The 14,682-nt window shown below is 66.4% G+C and carries 13 protein-coding genes; 4 read left to right on the forward strand and 9 right to left on the reverse strand.

Features of this window, described 5'->3' with window-relative positions:
• Positions 1–168: 168 nt before the first annotated feature.
• The 9 genes from glk to fliL all read right to left on the reverse strand — a co-directional run bounded on the left by glk (position 169) and on the right by fliL (position 11,404).
• The gene (gene glk / locus ACP69S_RS07130) at positions 169–1,158 is read right to left on the reverse strand and encodes a glucokinase (RefSeq protein WP_425995876.1); all 990 of its coding nucleotides are present in this window, start codon (positions 1,156–1,158) and stop codon (positions 169–171) included.
• Positions 1,159–1,171: 13 nt separating this feature from the next.
• Positions 1,172–2,983: a phosphogluconate dehydratase gene (edd, locus tag ACP69S_RS07135; RefSeq protein WP_425995877.1), complete on the reverse strand. Its 1,812-nt coding sequence runs from the start codon at positions 2,981–2,983 to the stop codon at positions 1,172–1,174.
• Positions 2,984–2,988: 5 nt separating this feature from the next.
• Positions 2,989–3,681 (reverse strand): 6-phosphogluconolactonase, encoded by a 693-nt coding sequence (pgl, locus tag ACP69S_RS07140; RefSeq protein WP_425995878.1) that lies wholly within the window; start codon positions 3,679–3,681, stop codon positions 2,989–2,991.
• A gap of 2 nt (positions 3,682–3,683) precedes the next feature.
• Positions 3,684–5,138, reverse strand: coding sequence for a glucose-6-phosphate dehydrogenase (gene zwf / locus ACP69S_RS07145; RefSeq protein ID WP_425995879.1), 1,455 nt, complete (start codon positions 5,136–5,138; stop codon positions 3,684–3,686).
• 239 nt (positions 5,139–5,377) lie between these two features.
• A complete protein-coding gene (locus ACP69S_RS07150; RefSeq protein WP_425995880.1) occupies positions 5,378–8,248 on the reverse strand; it encodes an endoglucanase in 2,871 nt (956 codons plus the stop codon).
• Between the two features lie 8 nt (positions 8,249–8,256).
• Positions 8,257–9,057, reverse strand: coding sequence for a MotE family protein (locus tag ACP69S_RS07155; RefSeq protein WP_425995881.1), 801 nt, complete (start codon positions 9,055–9,057; stop codon positions 8,257–8,259).
• Positions 9,057–9,614 (reverse strand): DUF6468 domain-containing protein, encoded by a 558-nt coding sequence (locus ACP69S_RS07160; RefSeq protein ID WP_425995882.1) that lies wholly within the window; start codon positions 9,612–9,614, stop codon positions 9,057–9,059. The genes ACP69S_RS07155 and ACP69S_RS07160 overlap by 1 nt, the downstream gene beginning before the upstream one ends.
• Positions 9,611–10,759 carry a flagellar motor switch protein FliM gene (gene fliM / locus ACP69S_RS07165; RefSeq protein ID WP_425995883.1) on the reverse strand — a complete coding sequence of 383 codons (1,149 nt, stop codon included), beginning with the start codon at positions 10,757–10,759 and terminating at the stop codon, positions 9,611–9,613. The genes ACP69S_RS07160 and fliM overlap by 4 nt, the downstream gene beginning before the upstream one ends.
• Before the next feature lie 30 nt (positions 10,760–10,789).
• Positions 10,790–11,404, reverse strand: a complete 615-nt coding sequence (fliL, locus tag ACP69S_RS07170) for a flagellar basal body-associated protein FliL (RefSeq protein ID WP_425995884.1) — start codon at positions 11,402–11,404, stop codon at positions 10,790–10,792.
• Positions 11,405–11,629: 225 nt separating this feature from the next.
• Here fliL and flgF point away from each other — a divergent pair, with 225 nt between their 5' ends.
• From flgF to flgH, 4 genes are read left to right on the forward strand one after another with little or no spacing between them, the layout of a single operon-like run.
• Positions 11,630–12,367 (forward strand): flagellar basal-body rod protein FlgF, encoded by a 738-nt coding sequence (gene flgF / locus ACP69S_RS07175; RefSeq protein WP_425995885.1) that lies wholly within the window; start codon positions 11,630–11,632, stop codon positions 12,365–12,367.
• Positions 12,368–12,380: 13 nt separating this feature from the next.
• Positions 12,381–13,169 (forward strand): flagellar basal-body rod protein FlgG, encoded by a 789-nt coding sequence (gene flgG / locus ACP69S_RS07180; RefSeq protein ID WP_425995886.1) that lies wholly within the window; start codon positions 12,381–12,383, stop codon positions 13,167–13,169.
• A gap of 4 nt (positions 13,170–13,173) precedes the next feature.
• Complete coding sequence (gene flgA, locus ACP69S_RS07185; protein WP_425995887.1) at positions 13,174–13,923, forward strand: flagellar basal body P-ring formation chaperone FlgA; 750 nt, start codon at positions 13,174–13,176, stop codon at positions 13,921–13,923.
• An 11-nt stretch (positions 13,924–13,934) separates the two neighbouring features.
• On the forward strand, positions 13,935–14,666 hold the full coding sequence (gene flgH / locus ACP69S_RS07190) for a flagellar basal body L-ring protein FlgH (protein ID WP_425995888.1): 732 nt from the start codon (positions 13,935–13,937) through the stop codon (positions 14,664–14,666).
• Positions 14,667–14,682 lie beyond the last annotated feature (16 nt).

Genomic DNA, 14,682 nt, shown 5'->3' on the forward strand with positions numbered 1-14,682 from the left:
GTCTTTTGAAAAAAGGCTCTAAATCTATAGTTGGAGCGTGGCAGGCGCCGAAACCGGCATCCACTTTCGGCTGCCACGCTCTCACCGATTCATTCGGCTTGGCAGGCAATAAGCCATGACAGCCTTGTCATGGCGAGACCTTCCGCGCGCGGGGGTGCTAAAGCTTTGCTAGGAGATCGAGGCTCGCCCGTCCGGCGTCATCGCCACGGCGGCGCCGATCAAGGCTGTATGGGGATGCAGGATCACGTGGGTCGGGATCGCCTGCATGTAGTCGACGAACCGGCCCTTGGCCTCGAACCGTTCGCGGAATGGGCCTTTTTCCAGCAGATCGATGATCTTGGGTCCGATACCGCCGGCGATGAACACTCCGCCTCGCGCGCCCAGAGCCAGGGCTAGATCGCCGGCCGTCGAGCCGAGCACGGCGCAGAAACGGTTCACGGTCGCCAGGCTGTCGGCGCAGCCTTCCAGCGCGCGCTCGGTGATCTGCTTGGCCTCGAGCGGAGCGACATCTCGCCCTTCGGCGTCGCCGAGGGCGACATGCAGGTCTTCCATGCCGGGACCCGACAGGATGCGCTCGACCGATACGCGGCCATACTTCTTGGTCAGCAGGCGCAGAATCTCGATCTCGACCTCGTCGGTAGGCGCGAAAGCGATGTGACCGCCCTCGGTGGTCAGCGGCGTGTCGACCCCATGACGACGAGCCATGCCGGCGACGCCAAAGCCAGTGCCAGGGCCGAGGATTGCCAGATCCCCTTCACCCGAGGTCGGCAATGGACCGATCTGGCGCAGATCCCTGGGCGAGAGGCGCGGCGCGGCCAGGGCCTGGGCGGTGAAGTCGTTGATCAGCGTCGCCTGCCGGAAGCCGCCGGCGCGACGCAGGCTGTCCTCGGAAATCCGCCAGTCCAGATTGGTCATGTGGACCGAGCCATGGTCGATCGGCCCCGCGACGGCGACTACCGCCTGGTCGGGATGCTTGACCCCGACCTTATGCAGGTACTCTTCGATGGCGTCCTCGGCCGTGCCGTAGTCCTCGCCCTTATAGGTGGTCGGCTCGATCAGCCGCGGATCGGGTCCGTCGAATTCCACCAGGGCGAATCGCGCATTGGTTCCGCCGATGTCGCCGACCAGGCCAAGCCCGCCGCCATTCAAACCGCTCATCAAGACTGCTTCCTCAAGCAAACAGCACGGAGGCGCCGTGGTCGGCGGGGCCGACTCCCGCGCGCATCCAGCCGAACAATTCCCGCCCAAAGCCCGGCTTGGACGCCGGGACGTTTGCCGGCGTGCGAGCGCGAAGGGTCGCGTCGTCCACCAGCAATTTCAGATCGCCATTCGCGGCGTCGACCGTGATCAGGTCGCCGTCCTGGACATAGGCCAGCAGGCCGCCCTTGGCCGCTTCCGGCGTCACATGGATCGCCGCCGGCGTCTTGCCCGACGCGCCCGACATCCGGCCGTCGGTGACCAAGGCCACCTTGAACCCGCGGTCCAGCAGCACCGAGATCGACGGCGACAGGTTGTGCAGCTCAGGCATGCCGTTGGCGGCCGGCCCCTGGAAGCGCATCACCACCACGACGTCGCGGTCGAGTTCGCCGCGCTTGAAGGCGGCGATGAAGTCTTCCTGCTCCTGGAAAACCGCCGCCGGGGCGGTGATCGTGTGGTGCTCGGGCTTCACGGCCGAAATCTTCATCACGCCGCGACCGATATTGCCGCCCAGCATGCGCAGGCCGCCTTCGGGGCTGAACGCGTCGGAGACGGGGCGGACAATGGCGGTGTCCAGCGACTCCACCGCGCCGTCGCGCCAGCTCAGTTCGCCGTCCACGAGGACAGGCTCCTGGGTGTAGCGCGACAGGCCGGGGCCGGCGATGGTCAGGACATCCTCGTGAGCCAGACCGGCCTTCAGCAGTTCGCGGATCACCAACGCCATGCCGCCGGCGGCATGGAAGTGGTTAACGTCGGCCGAGCCGTTGGGATAGACCCGGGCCAGCAGCGGGGTTGCCTTGGAGATCTCGTCCAGGTCTTCCAGCGTCAAGATCACCCCGGCGGCGTGGGCCATGGCGACCAGGTGCAACGCCAGATTGGTCGAGCCGCCAGTGGCCATCAGGCCGACCACGCCGTTGACGACCGACTTCTCGTCGATCATCCGGCCGACCGGGATGAATTCGTTACCCTTGTTGGTGACGGCGGCGGCGCGACGTGCGGCTTGCCTGACCAGGGCCTCGCGCAGCGGCGTGTTGGGATGGACGAAGGCCGAGCCGGGCAGATGGAAGCCCATCAACTCCATCAGCATCTGGTTGGTGTTGGCGGTCCCGTAGAAGGTGCAGGTGCCCGGGCCATGATAGCTGGCGCTCTCGGCCTCCAGCAGTTCAGCGCGACCGACCTTGCCCTCGGCATAGAGGGCGCGGATGCGGGCCTTTTCCGAATTGGGCAGGCCCGAGGTCATCGGACCGGCGGGCACGAACAGCGCCGGAAGGTGGCTGAAGGTCAGGGCGCCGATCACCAGACCCGGCACGATCTTGTCGCAGACGCCCAGATACAGAGCGCTGTCGAAGGCGTCGTGGGTCAGGGCGATGCCCGTGGCCATGGCGATGACGTCGCGCGAAAATAGCGACAGCTCCATGCCCGGTCGGCCTTGGGTCACGCCGTCGCACATGGCCGGCACGCCGCCGGCGAACTGGGCGGTGGCCCCCACTTCGCGCGCGGCGACCTTGATCAAGGCCGGATAGTTTTCCAGCGGCTGGTGGGCCGACAACATGTCGTTATAGGCCGAAACGATGCCGATATTGGGCGCGTTGGGATCCATCGCCCGCACCTTGTCGACGCCCGGCGAGGCGGCGAACGCGTGGGCCCAGTTGGCGCAGGACAGCTTGGCCCGGCCCGGTTGGTTGGCGATCGCGGCTTCCATATTGGCCAGATAGGCAGCGCGGCTGTCTCGGCTACGCTCGATGATCCGGGCCGTGACCCTGGCGATGACGGGATTGAGGCTCATGGCGCTTACTCCGCCCACAGGATGCGGACCATGGCGCGGTCCTGCTTCAGGATGGACGCGACAGGCAGGGCCGGATCAATGGGGCCTTCCAACAACGCGCGCTTGGCCTCTCCGGTCACCAACAGCATAATCAGGTCGGCGCGGGTCAGGGCGGCGAAGGTCAGGCTCAAACGCGGAATATCTGGCGCGGGGTGTCCAGCCGGAGCGGCCAGCACCAGACGATGGGTTTCCGGATCGAGGCCCTGAGCCAGCACCGGCGAGCCTGGGAAGAGCGAGGCGAAGTGGCCGTCGGCTCCAACGCCCAGCAGAACGGCTCCGAACGGTGAGGCGGCGGCGACGCCCTCCTCCGCCTTTAACGCGGACTCTTCCTGGCTGGCGCCCTCGAAATAGAGCGGCGCGAACTCGGCCTTGGCGGCCTCGCCGACCAGCAGGTGGCGGCGAACCAAGCCTTCATTGCTGCCGGCGTGCGAGGGCGGCACGAAGCGGTCGTCGCTAAGCGTCACCACCACCTTGTCCCAGGGCGCGGTCATGGTCGCAAGACGGTCATAGACCGGAGCAGGCGTGGTGCCGCCCGTGGCCGCGAATCCCGCTTGCCCGCGCTCGGCGACAGCCGTTGTCAGGGCCGAGACAAGAACCGAGGCCGCGGCGTCATAGAGGTCTTCGCGCGAGCTGAAGGCTTCAATCGGGGGTCGGTTCATGATCAAGCCTTCCACGAGCGGCCGCCGGGCGCGATCAGCCCGTTCGACGATTGGGGACCCCAGGTGCCAGCCGCATAGGGCGCGGGCTCGATATTGGCGGCGGCCCAGGCGGCCGAAACGCCGTCGATGAACTTCCAGGCCTGCTCGACCTCGTCGCGACGCACGAACAGGGTGCGGTCGCCGCGGAAGACGTCGAGGAACAGCTTCTCATAAGCGATCCGGCGGCGGCCGCCGCTCTGGCTGAAGGACAGGGACAGAGGCAGCGACTGTAGACGCATGCCCTCCTCCGACAGGCCCGGACGCTTGTTCATCAGGGTCAGGACGATATTCTCGTCCGGCTGCAGGTCGATGACCAGGCGGTTGGAGACCAGATCGCCGTCGGTCGCTTGGCCGAAGATGTTGTGGGGCAGCGGCTTGAACTGCACGACGATCTGGGTGCGTCGGTCGGGCAGGTTCTTGCCGGTGCGCAGGAAGAACGGCACGCCGTCCCACCGCCAGTTGTCGATCGCCACCTTCATGGCCACGAAGGTCTCGGTCCGGGTGGCCTTGCCGACTTCCTGCAGATAGCCTTCGCGCGCGCCACCTTCGACCACGCCGGCCACATACTGGCCACGCACGGTGTCGTGGGCCACGGTGTCCTTGGTGAAAGGCCGCAGGCTGCGCAGAACCTTGACCTTCTCGTCGCGGACAGCGTCGGGATCGAAGCCGGACGGCGCCTCCATGGCCACGAGACAGAGAAGCTGCAGCATATGGTTCTGCACCATGTCCCGCAGTGCGCCGTATTCATCGTAATAGGGCCAGCGCTCGCCGACCTTTTCGGTCTCGGCAATGGTGATTTGCACATGGTCGATCGTGTTGCGATCCCAAAGGGGCTCGAACAGCACGTTGGCGAAGCGCAGGGCCGTCAGGTTCTGGACGGTTTCCTTGCCCAAATAGTGGTCGATCCGGAAAATCTGCTCTTCGCCGACCACCGCGCCCACGGCGGCGTTGGTCTTGCGTGAGCTTTCCAGGTCCCGGCCGATGGGCTTTTCGAGGACGAGACGCGACTTCGGACCCGTCAGGCCGGCGGACTGAAGCGCGTTGCAGACCGGGCCATAGAGGCTGGGCGACAGGGCGAAGTAGATGACCAGTGAACCATGCTCACCGACGCGCTCGGCCAGCTTGGCCGCGCCCTCGTCCTTGGTGATATCGACCGCAAGGTAATCCATTCGGGCGGCCAGACGGTTCCAGGCGGCCTCCTCGACGGCGGCGCGCTTGCCGAGTTGCTCGCGAACCAGGGTCTTGTAGCTTTCGCCGTCACCTTCGCCGCGCGCGACGCCGATGATCCTCAGGTCATGAGGAAGGAGGCGATCGACCTCCAGAAAATAGAGCGAGGGCAGCAGCATGCGCAGCGCCAAGTCCCCGGCGCCGCCGAGCAGCACCAGAACTTCGCGGCCATTTTCGCCGTCGTTGGTCATATTCACTAAATCTTCCACCCTATGACAACGTTGTCATGACATGCCTGCTAACGCTTTGCAAGCGGCCGTCGACCGACGTCCCGCCCGGGAAGTCGGGCGGCGCACTAACTAGGCCAAACGCGCGTAGCTCGCCATAAGACCAATCGAGTTTTGCGGATGTTTGACGCGCGCGGGCAATGGGGGCGAGCAGGGTTCGCGCGGGCGGGGCGTTTTTGGACAGTTAAAGACTGCCTTACGGACTAACCGCGAGCCGGCGAGCCGGCGGGACGCGCTGCCCGGAAGCGGTCCTTCATCTTGGCTACCCAGCCTCCGAAGGCTTCGTTGTCGGCGGTGACTCGGCCGAAGTCGGCGCTGGACAGCGATTCGACGTTCATGCCCGAAAGGGCGATGCGCAATCCTTCGGGGTTGCGAGCGCCCTCGACGAAACCCGTATAGCGCTGGCGTAACCGGTCCAGCGAGGCGTTGTCATCAGCCAGACTATAGGCGACACCGGCGCGCAGCAGACGCGCCTCCTCGCCGACAGCCAGCGCCCCCTGTCCCTTCCAACGCTCGCCTAGCGACTTCTCATAAAGCGCAGCCGCTGCCGGCCAGGTGCGCTGCTTCCAGGCGATGTCGGCGCGGATATCCTGGGAGTCGCGACTGTTGTCGTTCTCGACCAGTTCCAGCGCCGCGTCATAGCGGCCAAGACTCATATAGGCCCGCGCCGTGGCCAGGCGACGCTCGGCGTTCAGGGCCGGCGGCAGGATCGTCGTGCGGGTCTCGTTGATCGCCTGCAGCGCGCTCTCAGGCTGCTTGTTCATCAGGTAGATCCAGGCCAGATCGGTGGCCACCTGGGCTTTGGGCACGCCATCCAGACGATTGTTGACCTGGTACTTCAGCAGCTTGCCGGCTTCGTCGAGCAGGTCGACATCCACCAGACGCCGCACGAGATTGCGCACCATCTGGTCGCCATCGGCGCCCAGCGGGGTCAGGTCCTGAAAGTCGTAGAACAGGCCCACGGCCTGGATCGGTTGCATGCCGTCGGCCAGACCGTCAAGGAACAGAGCCCGGAACGCGCCACTGAGGTCGCTGCGCAGCGCGATAGCCTCGGGGTGATCGGGCTGGTTGTTGCCTGCCGAATGCAGAACTTCCAGCGCCTCGCGATAGCGACCCTGGTCGATGAAGAGCTTTCCAAGACCGCGAATGGTTTCCAGCTCGACGCCGTCGCCCCGCCAGCGGAAGCGAAGCTGATTGAGCTCGTTTGCCGCCGCAGTCGCATCGATCTGCCCCTTGGCCAGACGGATCTGCGTGGCGTGCAGCATGGCCGGCGCGGCGATGCGATCGATCGGAGCCTTGGCGATGGCCTGGAACATGCGCAGGGCGCGAGTCTTCTCGCCCTTGGCTTCGAAGATGCGCGCCTGGGTCAGACGAATGTCGAGTTGGTCCCCAACGGGAACCTTGGGCTGCTTCAGGGCGTCGGCGACGAGACGGGCGGCCCCGACGAGGTCGCCGGTTCCCAGCGCGGCCTCGGCCTGGGCGTGCAGGAAGCGAGCGCGCCAGAGCGCGGGGAAGAGGTCTAGCGCGCGGCCGCCGGTGGCGAACTTGGCCCGCGCATCGGTCCATTCGCCCTGCTGGGCGGAAATGTAGCCGCGCCACTGTGCGCTAGAGGCGTCGTCGGCCAGGACCGGCGAGGCAAAATCGGTTTCGGCTTCGGCCAGGCGATTGGCCATGGCCCGGGCCACGCCGCGCAGACCGCGGAACTCGGCGTCGCCCATCAGGGTCTGATGCTTGCGGGCGGCGGCGTTGAGCACGCCGATGGCTTCATAGGACAAGCCCGAGCCGACCAGGAACCGGGCCAGAGCCATGCGCGCGCCTATGTCGCCGTTCTTGTCCTCGCCCTCGCTGGCGGCGGGGATGGCGCCCTGCAGCGCGTTATAGCGCGCAAGGAAACCACCTGAACCGGTCTTGGGCCAGTTTTCCAGGTCGATCAGGGCCGGCATAGCCATGGGCTGAGGCGCACCGGCGGCGGCCTCTTCCGCAGGTTTGGCGGCAGACAGCGGCGAGAGCACCAGCCCCTTGGGCCGGCCGATCCGCAGCAGGTCCCCATCGGTCGAGACCATCAGGTCGCTGGCATAGGTCTCGGCGGCAAGGCCTTGAGCTGAAGGCAGCAGCGCCATCTCGACATATTCACGGCGCGACGGCAGGCCCTTGGAGGGCGCAAGCGCCGGTGCGACCAGCAGACGGTCGCCGACAGCCGGGTCATTGACCCAGACCGCCTTGGTGACGCCGGCTACGGCGGCCGTCAGGGTGGCGGGGGTGACGGTTTCGTCGCGGGCCACGCGGATGGCGTCGGGCGTGGCTTGCGAGCCAGCCCCCAAACTGATCGTCCAAAGGCCGCCCTGCCCTTCGGCGTAGTACGGCGTGCCATGCGGAGTGACGATGCGCAGGGCGCTATAGTCTGCGCCCTTGAAGACCTGGATCCTGGAATAGTGGGCGCTGGCGCCCGGGATCTTCGAGATGTCGAGGCGCGCGGGAGTGTCGAACACCACCCAGACCGCCTCGCCGCGACGGAACACGGCGGCGCCAGAGGGCGCGGCCCAATTGAAGGTCAGCCGGGCCTGGCCATCGGCCTTTTCGTATCCGCCCTTGACCACGCCGCCCGGCGGCATCGGGTTGGGACGACCGACCGGCGCGACATGCGCCGCCGGCGCTGCGGCGCTGGCCATGGCGCCCGCGCGGGGAAAGATATTGACGAAGTCGGCGCCGTCCGCGTTGCCCACGCGGGCCTCGGCGTCGTCGGCCAGGGTGATGACGATTTCCAGCGCGCCGCCCGTGTGACGAGCCTCGGCGGATTTCACCCAGCGCGGCGGGTTCAGCCGCAGGGTCGACATGTCGGGATTGGCGTCGCGGCTGAAGCGCAGGGTCAGGACCTGACCATCGCGCTTTGACGTCATGCGGGCGCCGCCGGCCCAGTGGAATTCCAGGCGGCTGAACTCCGCCGCCTGGGCGACGCGCAAGTCGAGAGATCCGCGCGATGCGGCGACCGGGCCGGCGGCATAGACCGACGGCGCCGCCACGCTGGCGATGCAAACCGCCGCGACGCTGGACCGCAGGATCGCGCTAAGGCCCATCGAGCGCCCTAACCGGCCTTCTTGGGCGCGGCGGCCCCGGCCAGCGGCGCGGCCGCGGCTTGCTTGCCCTGGGCGTCAGCCGGAGCAGCCGCTCCGCTGTCGGCGATGGCGGCCTTGCCCTTGTTGATGGCGTCGTTGGCGAAGCGATTGGCCAGACGCTCGGTCAGGACCTTCGCGTCGATGGGGGCCATGTTCGCCAGGATCATGCTGAGCGTCCGCTCCTTCATTTTGGCGGCGATCGGCAGACGCACGTTGTCGTCGAGGATCGTCATCCGGGCGGCGGCGTCCTTGGGCTTCATGCTTGAGAACACGGTGACCATGCGATCGACCTCGGCCGACTTCCGGGTGTCGGCCTGACCGAGCAGGCCCTGGATGTCGCCTTTCAGGCCACTCAGAGCCTTGACCTTGGCGTCGAGCTTGGCCTCGGCGGCGGCCAGCAATTGCAGTTGCACGTCGATGTCCTGTTCGCGCTGGTCCAGCTGACCGCGGCGGGCGCCCAGGCTTTGCAGGATGCGCAGTTCGGCGGGCGACAAGCCGGCTTCGCGAGCCAGATCCGTAGAGGACGGTGCGCAGACACGCGGCGGAAGCGACGAAGCCGCCGAAGCGGCGGCGTTTTGACCGGCCGACTCGGCCGACTTGGCCTCTTCGCCATGCCCGGCCTTGGCGTCCGGCTTGGCGATGCCCTCGGCGAAAGCCTTGGCCCCACCCAGCATGTCGGGCAGCGACTTGGCGCCGGCCAGGGCGTTGACGGCCAGGACGCCGCCGACCGCGACGCCGACGAGCGGGAGGATACGAGGCATGTTCTTCATCACCGGGCTCTGAAACTGGGTCCGGGACGCGGCGGATCGACCGGGCCCTCGAAGAGGTCATCATCAACCCGCGCTCGTGAACGCGGGGTTTCCGTGGCGGCACTGGGTCGCGAAATGGGGGCCGGACGCACGGCGGGCTCGATCGGCCGGCTGGCCTGAGCCTCGCGGTCTAGCAGGCGCTCGAAATCCTCCGCCTTCAGGCGGCGATCCGCCTTGGGTTCCGGCGGCTCCTTGCGCGCAGCCACCGGGGCCGCTGCGGCGGGCGGCGGCGTGACCGTCGGACGGTTCAGCCGCTCGTCGAGCTTGGCGGCCAGGGCAGTGGCGCGCTCGATGCGGTCGGCGAGGGCCTCAGAAGCCTCGTCGGTGGCGGCGCGCAGATCGGCTAGGCCCTGCTCGGCCCGCGCGGCGGCGTGATCCAGATCGGCCACGGCCTTGGCGAAGCCGACATGGCTGTCGCGCAAGGCCTTGAGCCGGCGTTCCAGGCGCCAGCCAAAGCCCAACGCCACGATCAGCAGGATCGCGAGCAGAACGTTCATGGCGACGGCGATCAGGCTCATTTCAGTTTCTGAACCGCTTTCTTGGCCGCAGGTGTCAGCGGCGCCTCGGCCCGGATGGCGATGGAGTGGTTGCGACGGCCCATGCGGCCGCGCGTCAGCGGGATGGCCCCGGCGCGCAGTTCGACCAGGCTGTCGGGCGTGGCGTTCAGCATCATCGTGTCGCCGACTTTCAGGTCCAACACGCGCGACAGCGGCAGTTGCTGTTCGTCGAGCACGGCGCGGACCTCCATCTGAGTAGTCCAGAGTTCGGTGGCCAAGTGGCCTTCCCAGATGTTGTCGCGGCCGAACTTCTCGCCCATGAACTGCTGCAGCAGCATCTTGCGGATGGGTTCCAGCGTCGCATAGGGCAGCAGCAGCTCGATGCGACCGCCACGGTCTTCCATGTCGATGCGCAGCTTGACCAGGATGGCGGCGTTGGCGGGCCGCGCGATAGCGGCAAAGCGCGGATTGGTTTCCAGGCGGTCCAGCGTGAAGCCGACCGGATGCAGCGGTTCGAAGGCGGCCTTCAGGTCGTGCAAGACCACCTCGATCATCCGCTGCACCAGCACCCGCTCGATGGTGGTGTAGGGCCGACCCTCGATCCGCATCGCGGCGGTGCCGCGACGGCCGCCCAGCAGCACGTCGACGATCGAATAGATCAGGTTGGAGTCGACGGTCAGCAGACCGTAGTTGTCGAGTTCCTCGGCCCGGAACACCGCGAGGATGGCCGGCAGCGGGATCGAATTCAGGTAGTCGCCGAAACGGATCGAGCTGATGTTGTCGAGGCTGACTTCGACGTTGTCGGAGGTGAAGTTCCGCAGCGAGGTCGTCATCAACCGCACAAGGCGGTCGAAGACGATTTCGAGCATCGGCAGACGCTCGTAGCTGACCAGGGCCGAATTGATGATCGCCCGGATGCCGGTGCGGTCGTCATTGCCGTCGCCTGACAGGTCGAAGCCCAGCAGGCTGTCGATTTCGTCCTGGTTCAGGATCCGCTCGGATCCCGCCATGTCGCCGCCGCCATCGTCCCAGCCGCCGCCCATGCCACCGCTGAAATCGCCAAATTCGCCCGGCTTGTCGCCGCCGGCCGGTTGCTCGAAAGCGCCCGGAGGGTTCTGCGAAGCCCATTGGGCCATCGCGGCCTGGTCGTCGAGTTCGTCCGCCATGTTGGTTTGCCCAACCAGCTCCCGAAGGGGCTAGTTAATCAGCATCTCCTCGATCAGGACAGCGTTCACCTTTGACGGCGCGGCAACGAGATTGACCCGGCGCAGCAGCTCGACACGAAGCTGGAAGGTGCCCTGACTGCCGTTCAGGTCTTCCGGCCGCAGCTCGCGCAGGAAGGTCTGGAACATGTCCTGCAGCCTGGGCAGATTCGGCGTTAGAACCTCGGCTGTTTCCTCGTCGGGCAGCTCGAAGGTCAGCTTCAGCTTCAGGAACGTCGACTTGCCGTCGGCGGTCTGCATGTTCACGACGATGTCGGGCAGGGTGTAGAAGACGATCCCGTCGGGACCTTCCTTGATCACCGGCGTTCCGGCCGCCCCCTCGGCGGCGGCGCCTTCGCCTTCCTTTTTCTTTTCGTCCTTCTTCTTTTCCTTTTTCTTCCCGTGATCCTCCGCGCCCTTTTCGCCTTGGGCTTCGGGCTTTGGCTTCATCAGGAAGAAAGCCGCGGCTCCGCCGCCGCCCAGCACCAGCACGCCAGCAGCGGCCGCGATCAGAACGATCGGCGGCTTCTTCTTGGCAGGAGCTTCGCCCTCGACAGCGCCCTCTTCACCTTCGGGGGCGGGAGCTTCCTTGGGGGGTTTCTTGGCCACGCGCGCGGTTCCTTGGAATCTACCCGCATACTCATGCTCGACCATGGTTAACGATGTGTTTTGGCGGCCATTTCGCCGCAGGCAGAATCCACCCGGCAGACTCCGACCAATACCCTCGCGTTAACCTTGTTGCTCCTTGTTTTCACTGATCTTTTCACGTTGGCACGATGGTTGCTAACAGGACTGCGGCGCATTTGTCGCGCCAGCCGCCCGAGTTAACTCGTCATGGACAACGCGCTGTATGTCGGCCTTTCGCGCCAGATGACGCTCCGTCGTGAGCTGGACATCGTCGCGAACAACATCGCCAACGCCAATACGACGGGCTTCAAGACCGAGGACCTGATGGTCCGCACCGAAGCCGCCAAGCCGGCCCGCACCCTGGGCGGGACCAACCCCGTCAAGTTTGTGCTCGACGACGGCGTGGCGCGGAACTTCTCGCAAGGCGCCATGACCAAGACCGGCGGCGACTTCGATCTGGCCATTGAGGGCCTGGGCTTCTTCAAGGTCCAGACCGCCGGCGGCGAGCGCTACACCCGCGACGGCCGCTTCACCACCAATCCGGAAGGCAAGCTGGTCACCCAGACCGGCAACCCCGTGCTGGACGAGGGCGGCGGCGAGATCCTGATCGATCCCAAGCAAGGCCCCGTCACCGTCGGCAAGGACGGCATCGTCAGCCAGGGCCCGCTGGCCCTCGGCAAGATCGCCGTGGTTCAGGCCGATGACTTGGCCTCGCTGAGCAAGGACGGCGACAACCTCTATCGCAACACCTCCAACGCCACGCTCCAGCAAGCGCCCAACGCCGTCGTGCACCAGGGCATGCTGGAATCCTCCAACGTCCAATCCGTCGTCGAGATCACCAAGCTGATCGCGGTGCAGCGCGCCTACGAGAGCATGGCCAAGATGATGGACAACGCCGCCGAACTGACGCGCTCCGCCGTCGAACGCCTCGGCAAAGCCAACTAAGGGAACCTAGACCATGCAAGCTCTGCGCACCGCCGCGTCCGGCATGTCGGCCCAACAGCTGAACGTCGAAGTCATCTCCAACAACATCGCCAACATGAACACCGTTGGCTTCAAGCGTCAGCGGGCCGAATTCCAGGACCTGCTCTACCAGACCATCGAGCGGGCCGGCGCGCAGTCGTCCAGCGACGGCAACGTGGTGCCCACCGGCGTCCAGATCGGCGGCGGCGTGAAGGCCGGCTCGGTCTATCGGATCACCGAGCAAGGCACGCCCACCATGACCAACAACGAGCTGGACGTGGCCATCCAGGGCAAGGGCTACCTGCAGATCCTAATGCCCTCGGGCGAGACCGCCTATACCCGCGCCGGCAACTTCTCGTCCAATGACCAGGGTCAAGTCGTCACCGACGACGGCTACGCGGTCCAACCGGGCATCACCATCCCGCAGAACGCCACCGCCATCACCATCGGCAAGACAGGCCTGGTGCAGGTGACCCTGTCCGGCCAGACCGATCCCCAGACCATCGGCCAGATCGAACTGGCCAACTTCATGAACGAAGGCGGCCTGGAGGCCATCGGCGACAATCTGTTCCTGGAAACCGGCGGCTCCGGCCCAGCCAACATCGCCGCTCCCGGCCAGCCGGGTTTCGGCACCCTGCTTCAGAACTACACCGAATCCTCGAACGTCGACGCCGTCAGCGAAATCACCGCCCTGATCGTCGCCCAGCGCGCCTACGAGATGAACTCAAAAGTCATCACCACGGCCGACCAGATGCTCCAGGCCACCTCGCAGCTGAGGTCCTAAGCTCATGAAGCGCCTCCTGATCACTGTCTGCGCCCTGGCCCTCGCGGGTCCCGCGTTCGCCGGTCAAGCCGTATCGTTGAAGATGGACACCACCGACGCCGATGGCCGCGTCACGCTGGGCGACCTGTTCGACGGCGCTGGCTCGGCCTCGAACGTCCTCGTCGCCACCCGGGTGGGCTCTACCGCCGTACTTGACGCCGGTCAGGTGCAATCGGCCGCCCGCCGCGCAGGTCTAAACTGGACCAATTCGCAAGGCCTGCGCCGGATCATCGTTCGCCAGGGTATCGACGGCGGCGGCAATGGCGTCGGTGTGGTCCGCGCCCGGGGCAATGTGGAAGTTCTTGCCTATGCGCGCAGCCTCTCGGCTGGCGAGATCGTGCAGCCCCAGGACCTGATCTGGGTAAAGATGGCCGCCTCGCCCAGCGACGCCCCCCAGGACGCCGACGCCCTGATCGGCATGAGCGCCAAGCGCCCCCTGCGTGAAGGCGCCGCAGCCTCGCTTCGCGATGTGTCCGCCGCCCAAGTCATCAAGAACGGCGACATCATCACGGTGACCTACGAAAACGGCGGCATTACCCTTGCCCTGCAAGGAAAAGCCATGACCGCCGCCGCCGCGGGCGAGGTCGTGTCCGTCCAGAACACGCTGTCCAAGAAAATCATCCAGGCCGTCGCGACGGGTCCTGGGTCGGCAATGGTGGGCCCGCAGGCCCAGTCCTTGCAAACCCGCTCTTCCATCCGTTACGCCGCTCGCTAGAGGTCCCTCGCATGCGCCCCGCCCTGATCGCCGCCCTCGTTCTGCTCGCCCCGCTCGCCGCCTGCTCGACCGTCACCGAAGCGGTGAGGGGTCCTGAACTGGCTCCCGTCGGCTATCCCGCCCAGCTGGCGCCGATGACCCAGCAGTTCGCCTCGAATCGCGAGGCTGCGCCGCAGGCCGCCTCGGCCAACTCGCTGTGGCGGGTCGGCGCCCGCGCCTTCTTCAACGACCAGCGCGCCGGCAAGGTGGGCGACATCCTGACTGTCCAGATCGATATCGACGACAGCGTCAGCACCAAGAACACCACGGCCAGTTCGCGGACCTCCAGCACCCAGGCCGGCGTCAGCAACTTCCTGGGACTGGAATCCAGCCTCGGCAAGATCTTGCCGGGCGGCTTTGATCCGGGCAACGCCATCGGCACCAACTCGACCTTCAGCAACAACGGCGGCGGCAGCGTCAGTCGCTCCGAGAAGATCAGCCTGACCATCGCCGCCGTGGTCAGCCATGTCATGCCCAACGGCAACATGGTCATCCAGGGCACGCAGGAAGTGCGCACCAACGCCGAGCTGCGCCAGCTGACCGTCGCGGGCATCGTGCGGCCGGAAGACATCTCCTCGGCCAACACCATCAAGCACACCCAGATCGCCGAAGCCCGCATCAGCTACGGCGGCCGCGGCGATATCAGCCGCGTGCAAAAGACCCCCGCCGGCCAGGCCCTGGTCGAGCGCTTCTCGCCCTTCTAGATCGCTGGCAAGACCC

It is taken from the genome of Caulobacter sp. DWR1-3-2b1 (assembly GCF_049895765.1).
Lineage (GTDB): Bacteria > Pseudomonadota > Alphaproteobacteria > Caulobacterales > Caulobacteraceae > Caulobacter.

What these genes read in the sequence shown, in the direction of transcription:
- glk (WP_425995876.1), bottom strand. Translation starts at nt 1,158, where the DNA reads ATGAGCGGTTTGAATGGCGGCGGGCTTGGCCTGGTCGGCGACATCGGC.
- edd (WP_425995877.1), bottom strand. Translation starts at nt 2,983, where the DNA reads ATGAGCCTCAATCCCGTCATCGCCAGGGTCACGGCCCGGATCATCGAG.
- pgl (WP_425995878.1), bottom strand. Translation starts at nt 3,681, where the DNA reads ATGAACCGACCCCCGATTGAAGCCTTCAGCTCGCGCGAAGACCTCTAT.
- zwf (WP_425995879.1), bottom strand. Translation starts at nt 5,138, where the DNA reads ATGACCAACGACGGCGAAAATGGCCGCGAAGTTCTGGTGCTGCTCGGC.
- ACP69S_RS07150 (WP_425995880.1), bottom strand. Translation starts at nt 8,248, where the DNA reads ATGGGCCTTAGCGCGATCCTGCGGTCCAGCGTCGCGGCGGTTTGCATC.
- ACP69S_RS07155 (WP_425995881.1), bottom strand. Translation starts at nt 9,057, where the DNA reads ATGAAGAACATGCCTCGTATCCTCCCGCTCGTCGGCGTCGCGGTCGGC.
- ACP69S_RS07160 (WP_425995882.1), bottom strand. Translation starts at nt 9,614, where the DNA reads ATGAGCCTGATCGCCGTCGCCATGAACGTTCTGCTCGCGATCCTGCTG.
- fliM (WP_425995883.1), bottom strand. Translation starts at nt 10,759, where the DNA reads ATGGCGGACGAACTCGACGACCAGGCCGCGATGGCCCAATGGGCTTCG.
- flgF (WP_425995885.1), top strand. Translation starts at nt 11,630, where the DNA reads ATGGACAACGCGCTGTATGTCGGCCTTTCGCGCCAGATGACGCTCCGT.
- flgG (WP_425995886.1), top strand. Translation starts at nt 12,381, where the DNA reads ATGCAAGCTCTGCGCACCGCCGCGTCCGGCATGTCGGCCCAACAGCTG.
- flgA (WP_425995887.1), top strand. Translation starts at nt 13,174, where the DNA reads ATGAAGCGCCTCCTGATCACTGTCTGCGCCCTGGCCCTCGCGGGTCCC.
- flgH (WP_425995888.1), top strand. Translation starts at nt 13,935, where the DNA reads ATGCGCCCCGCCCTGATCGCCGCCCTCGTTCTGCTCGCCCCGCTCGCC.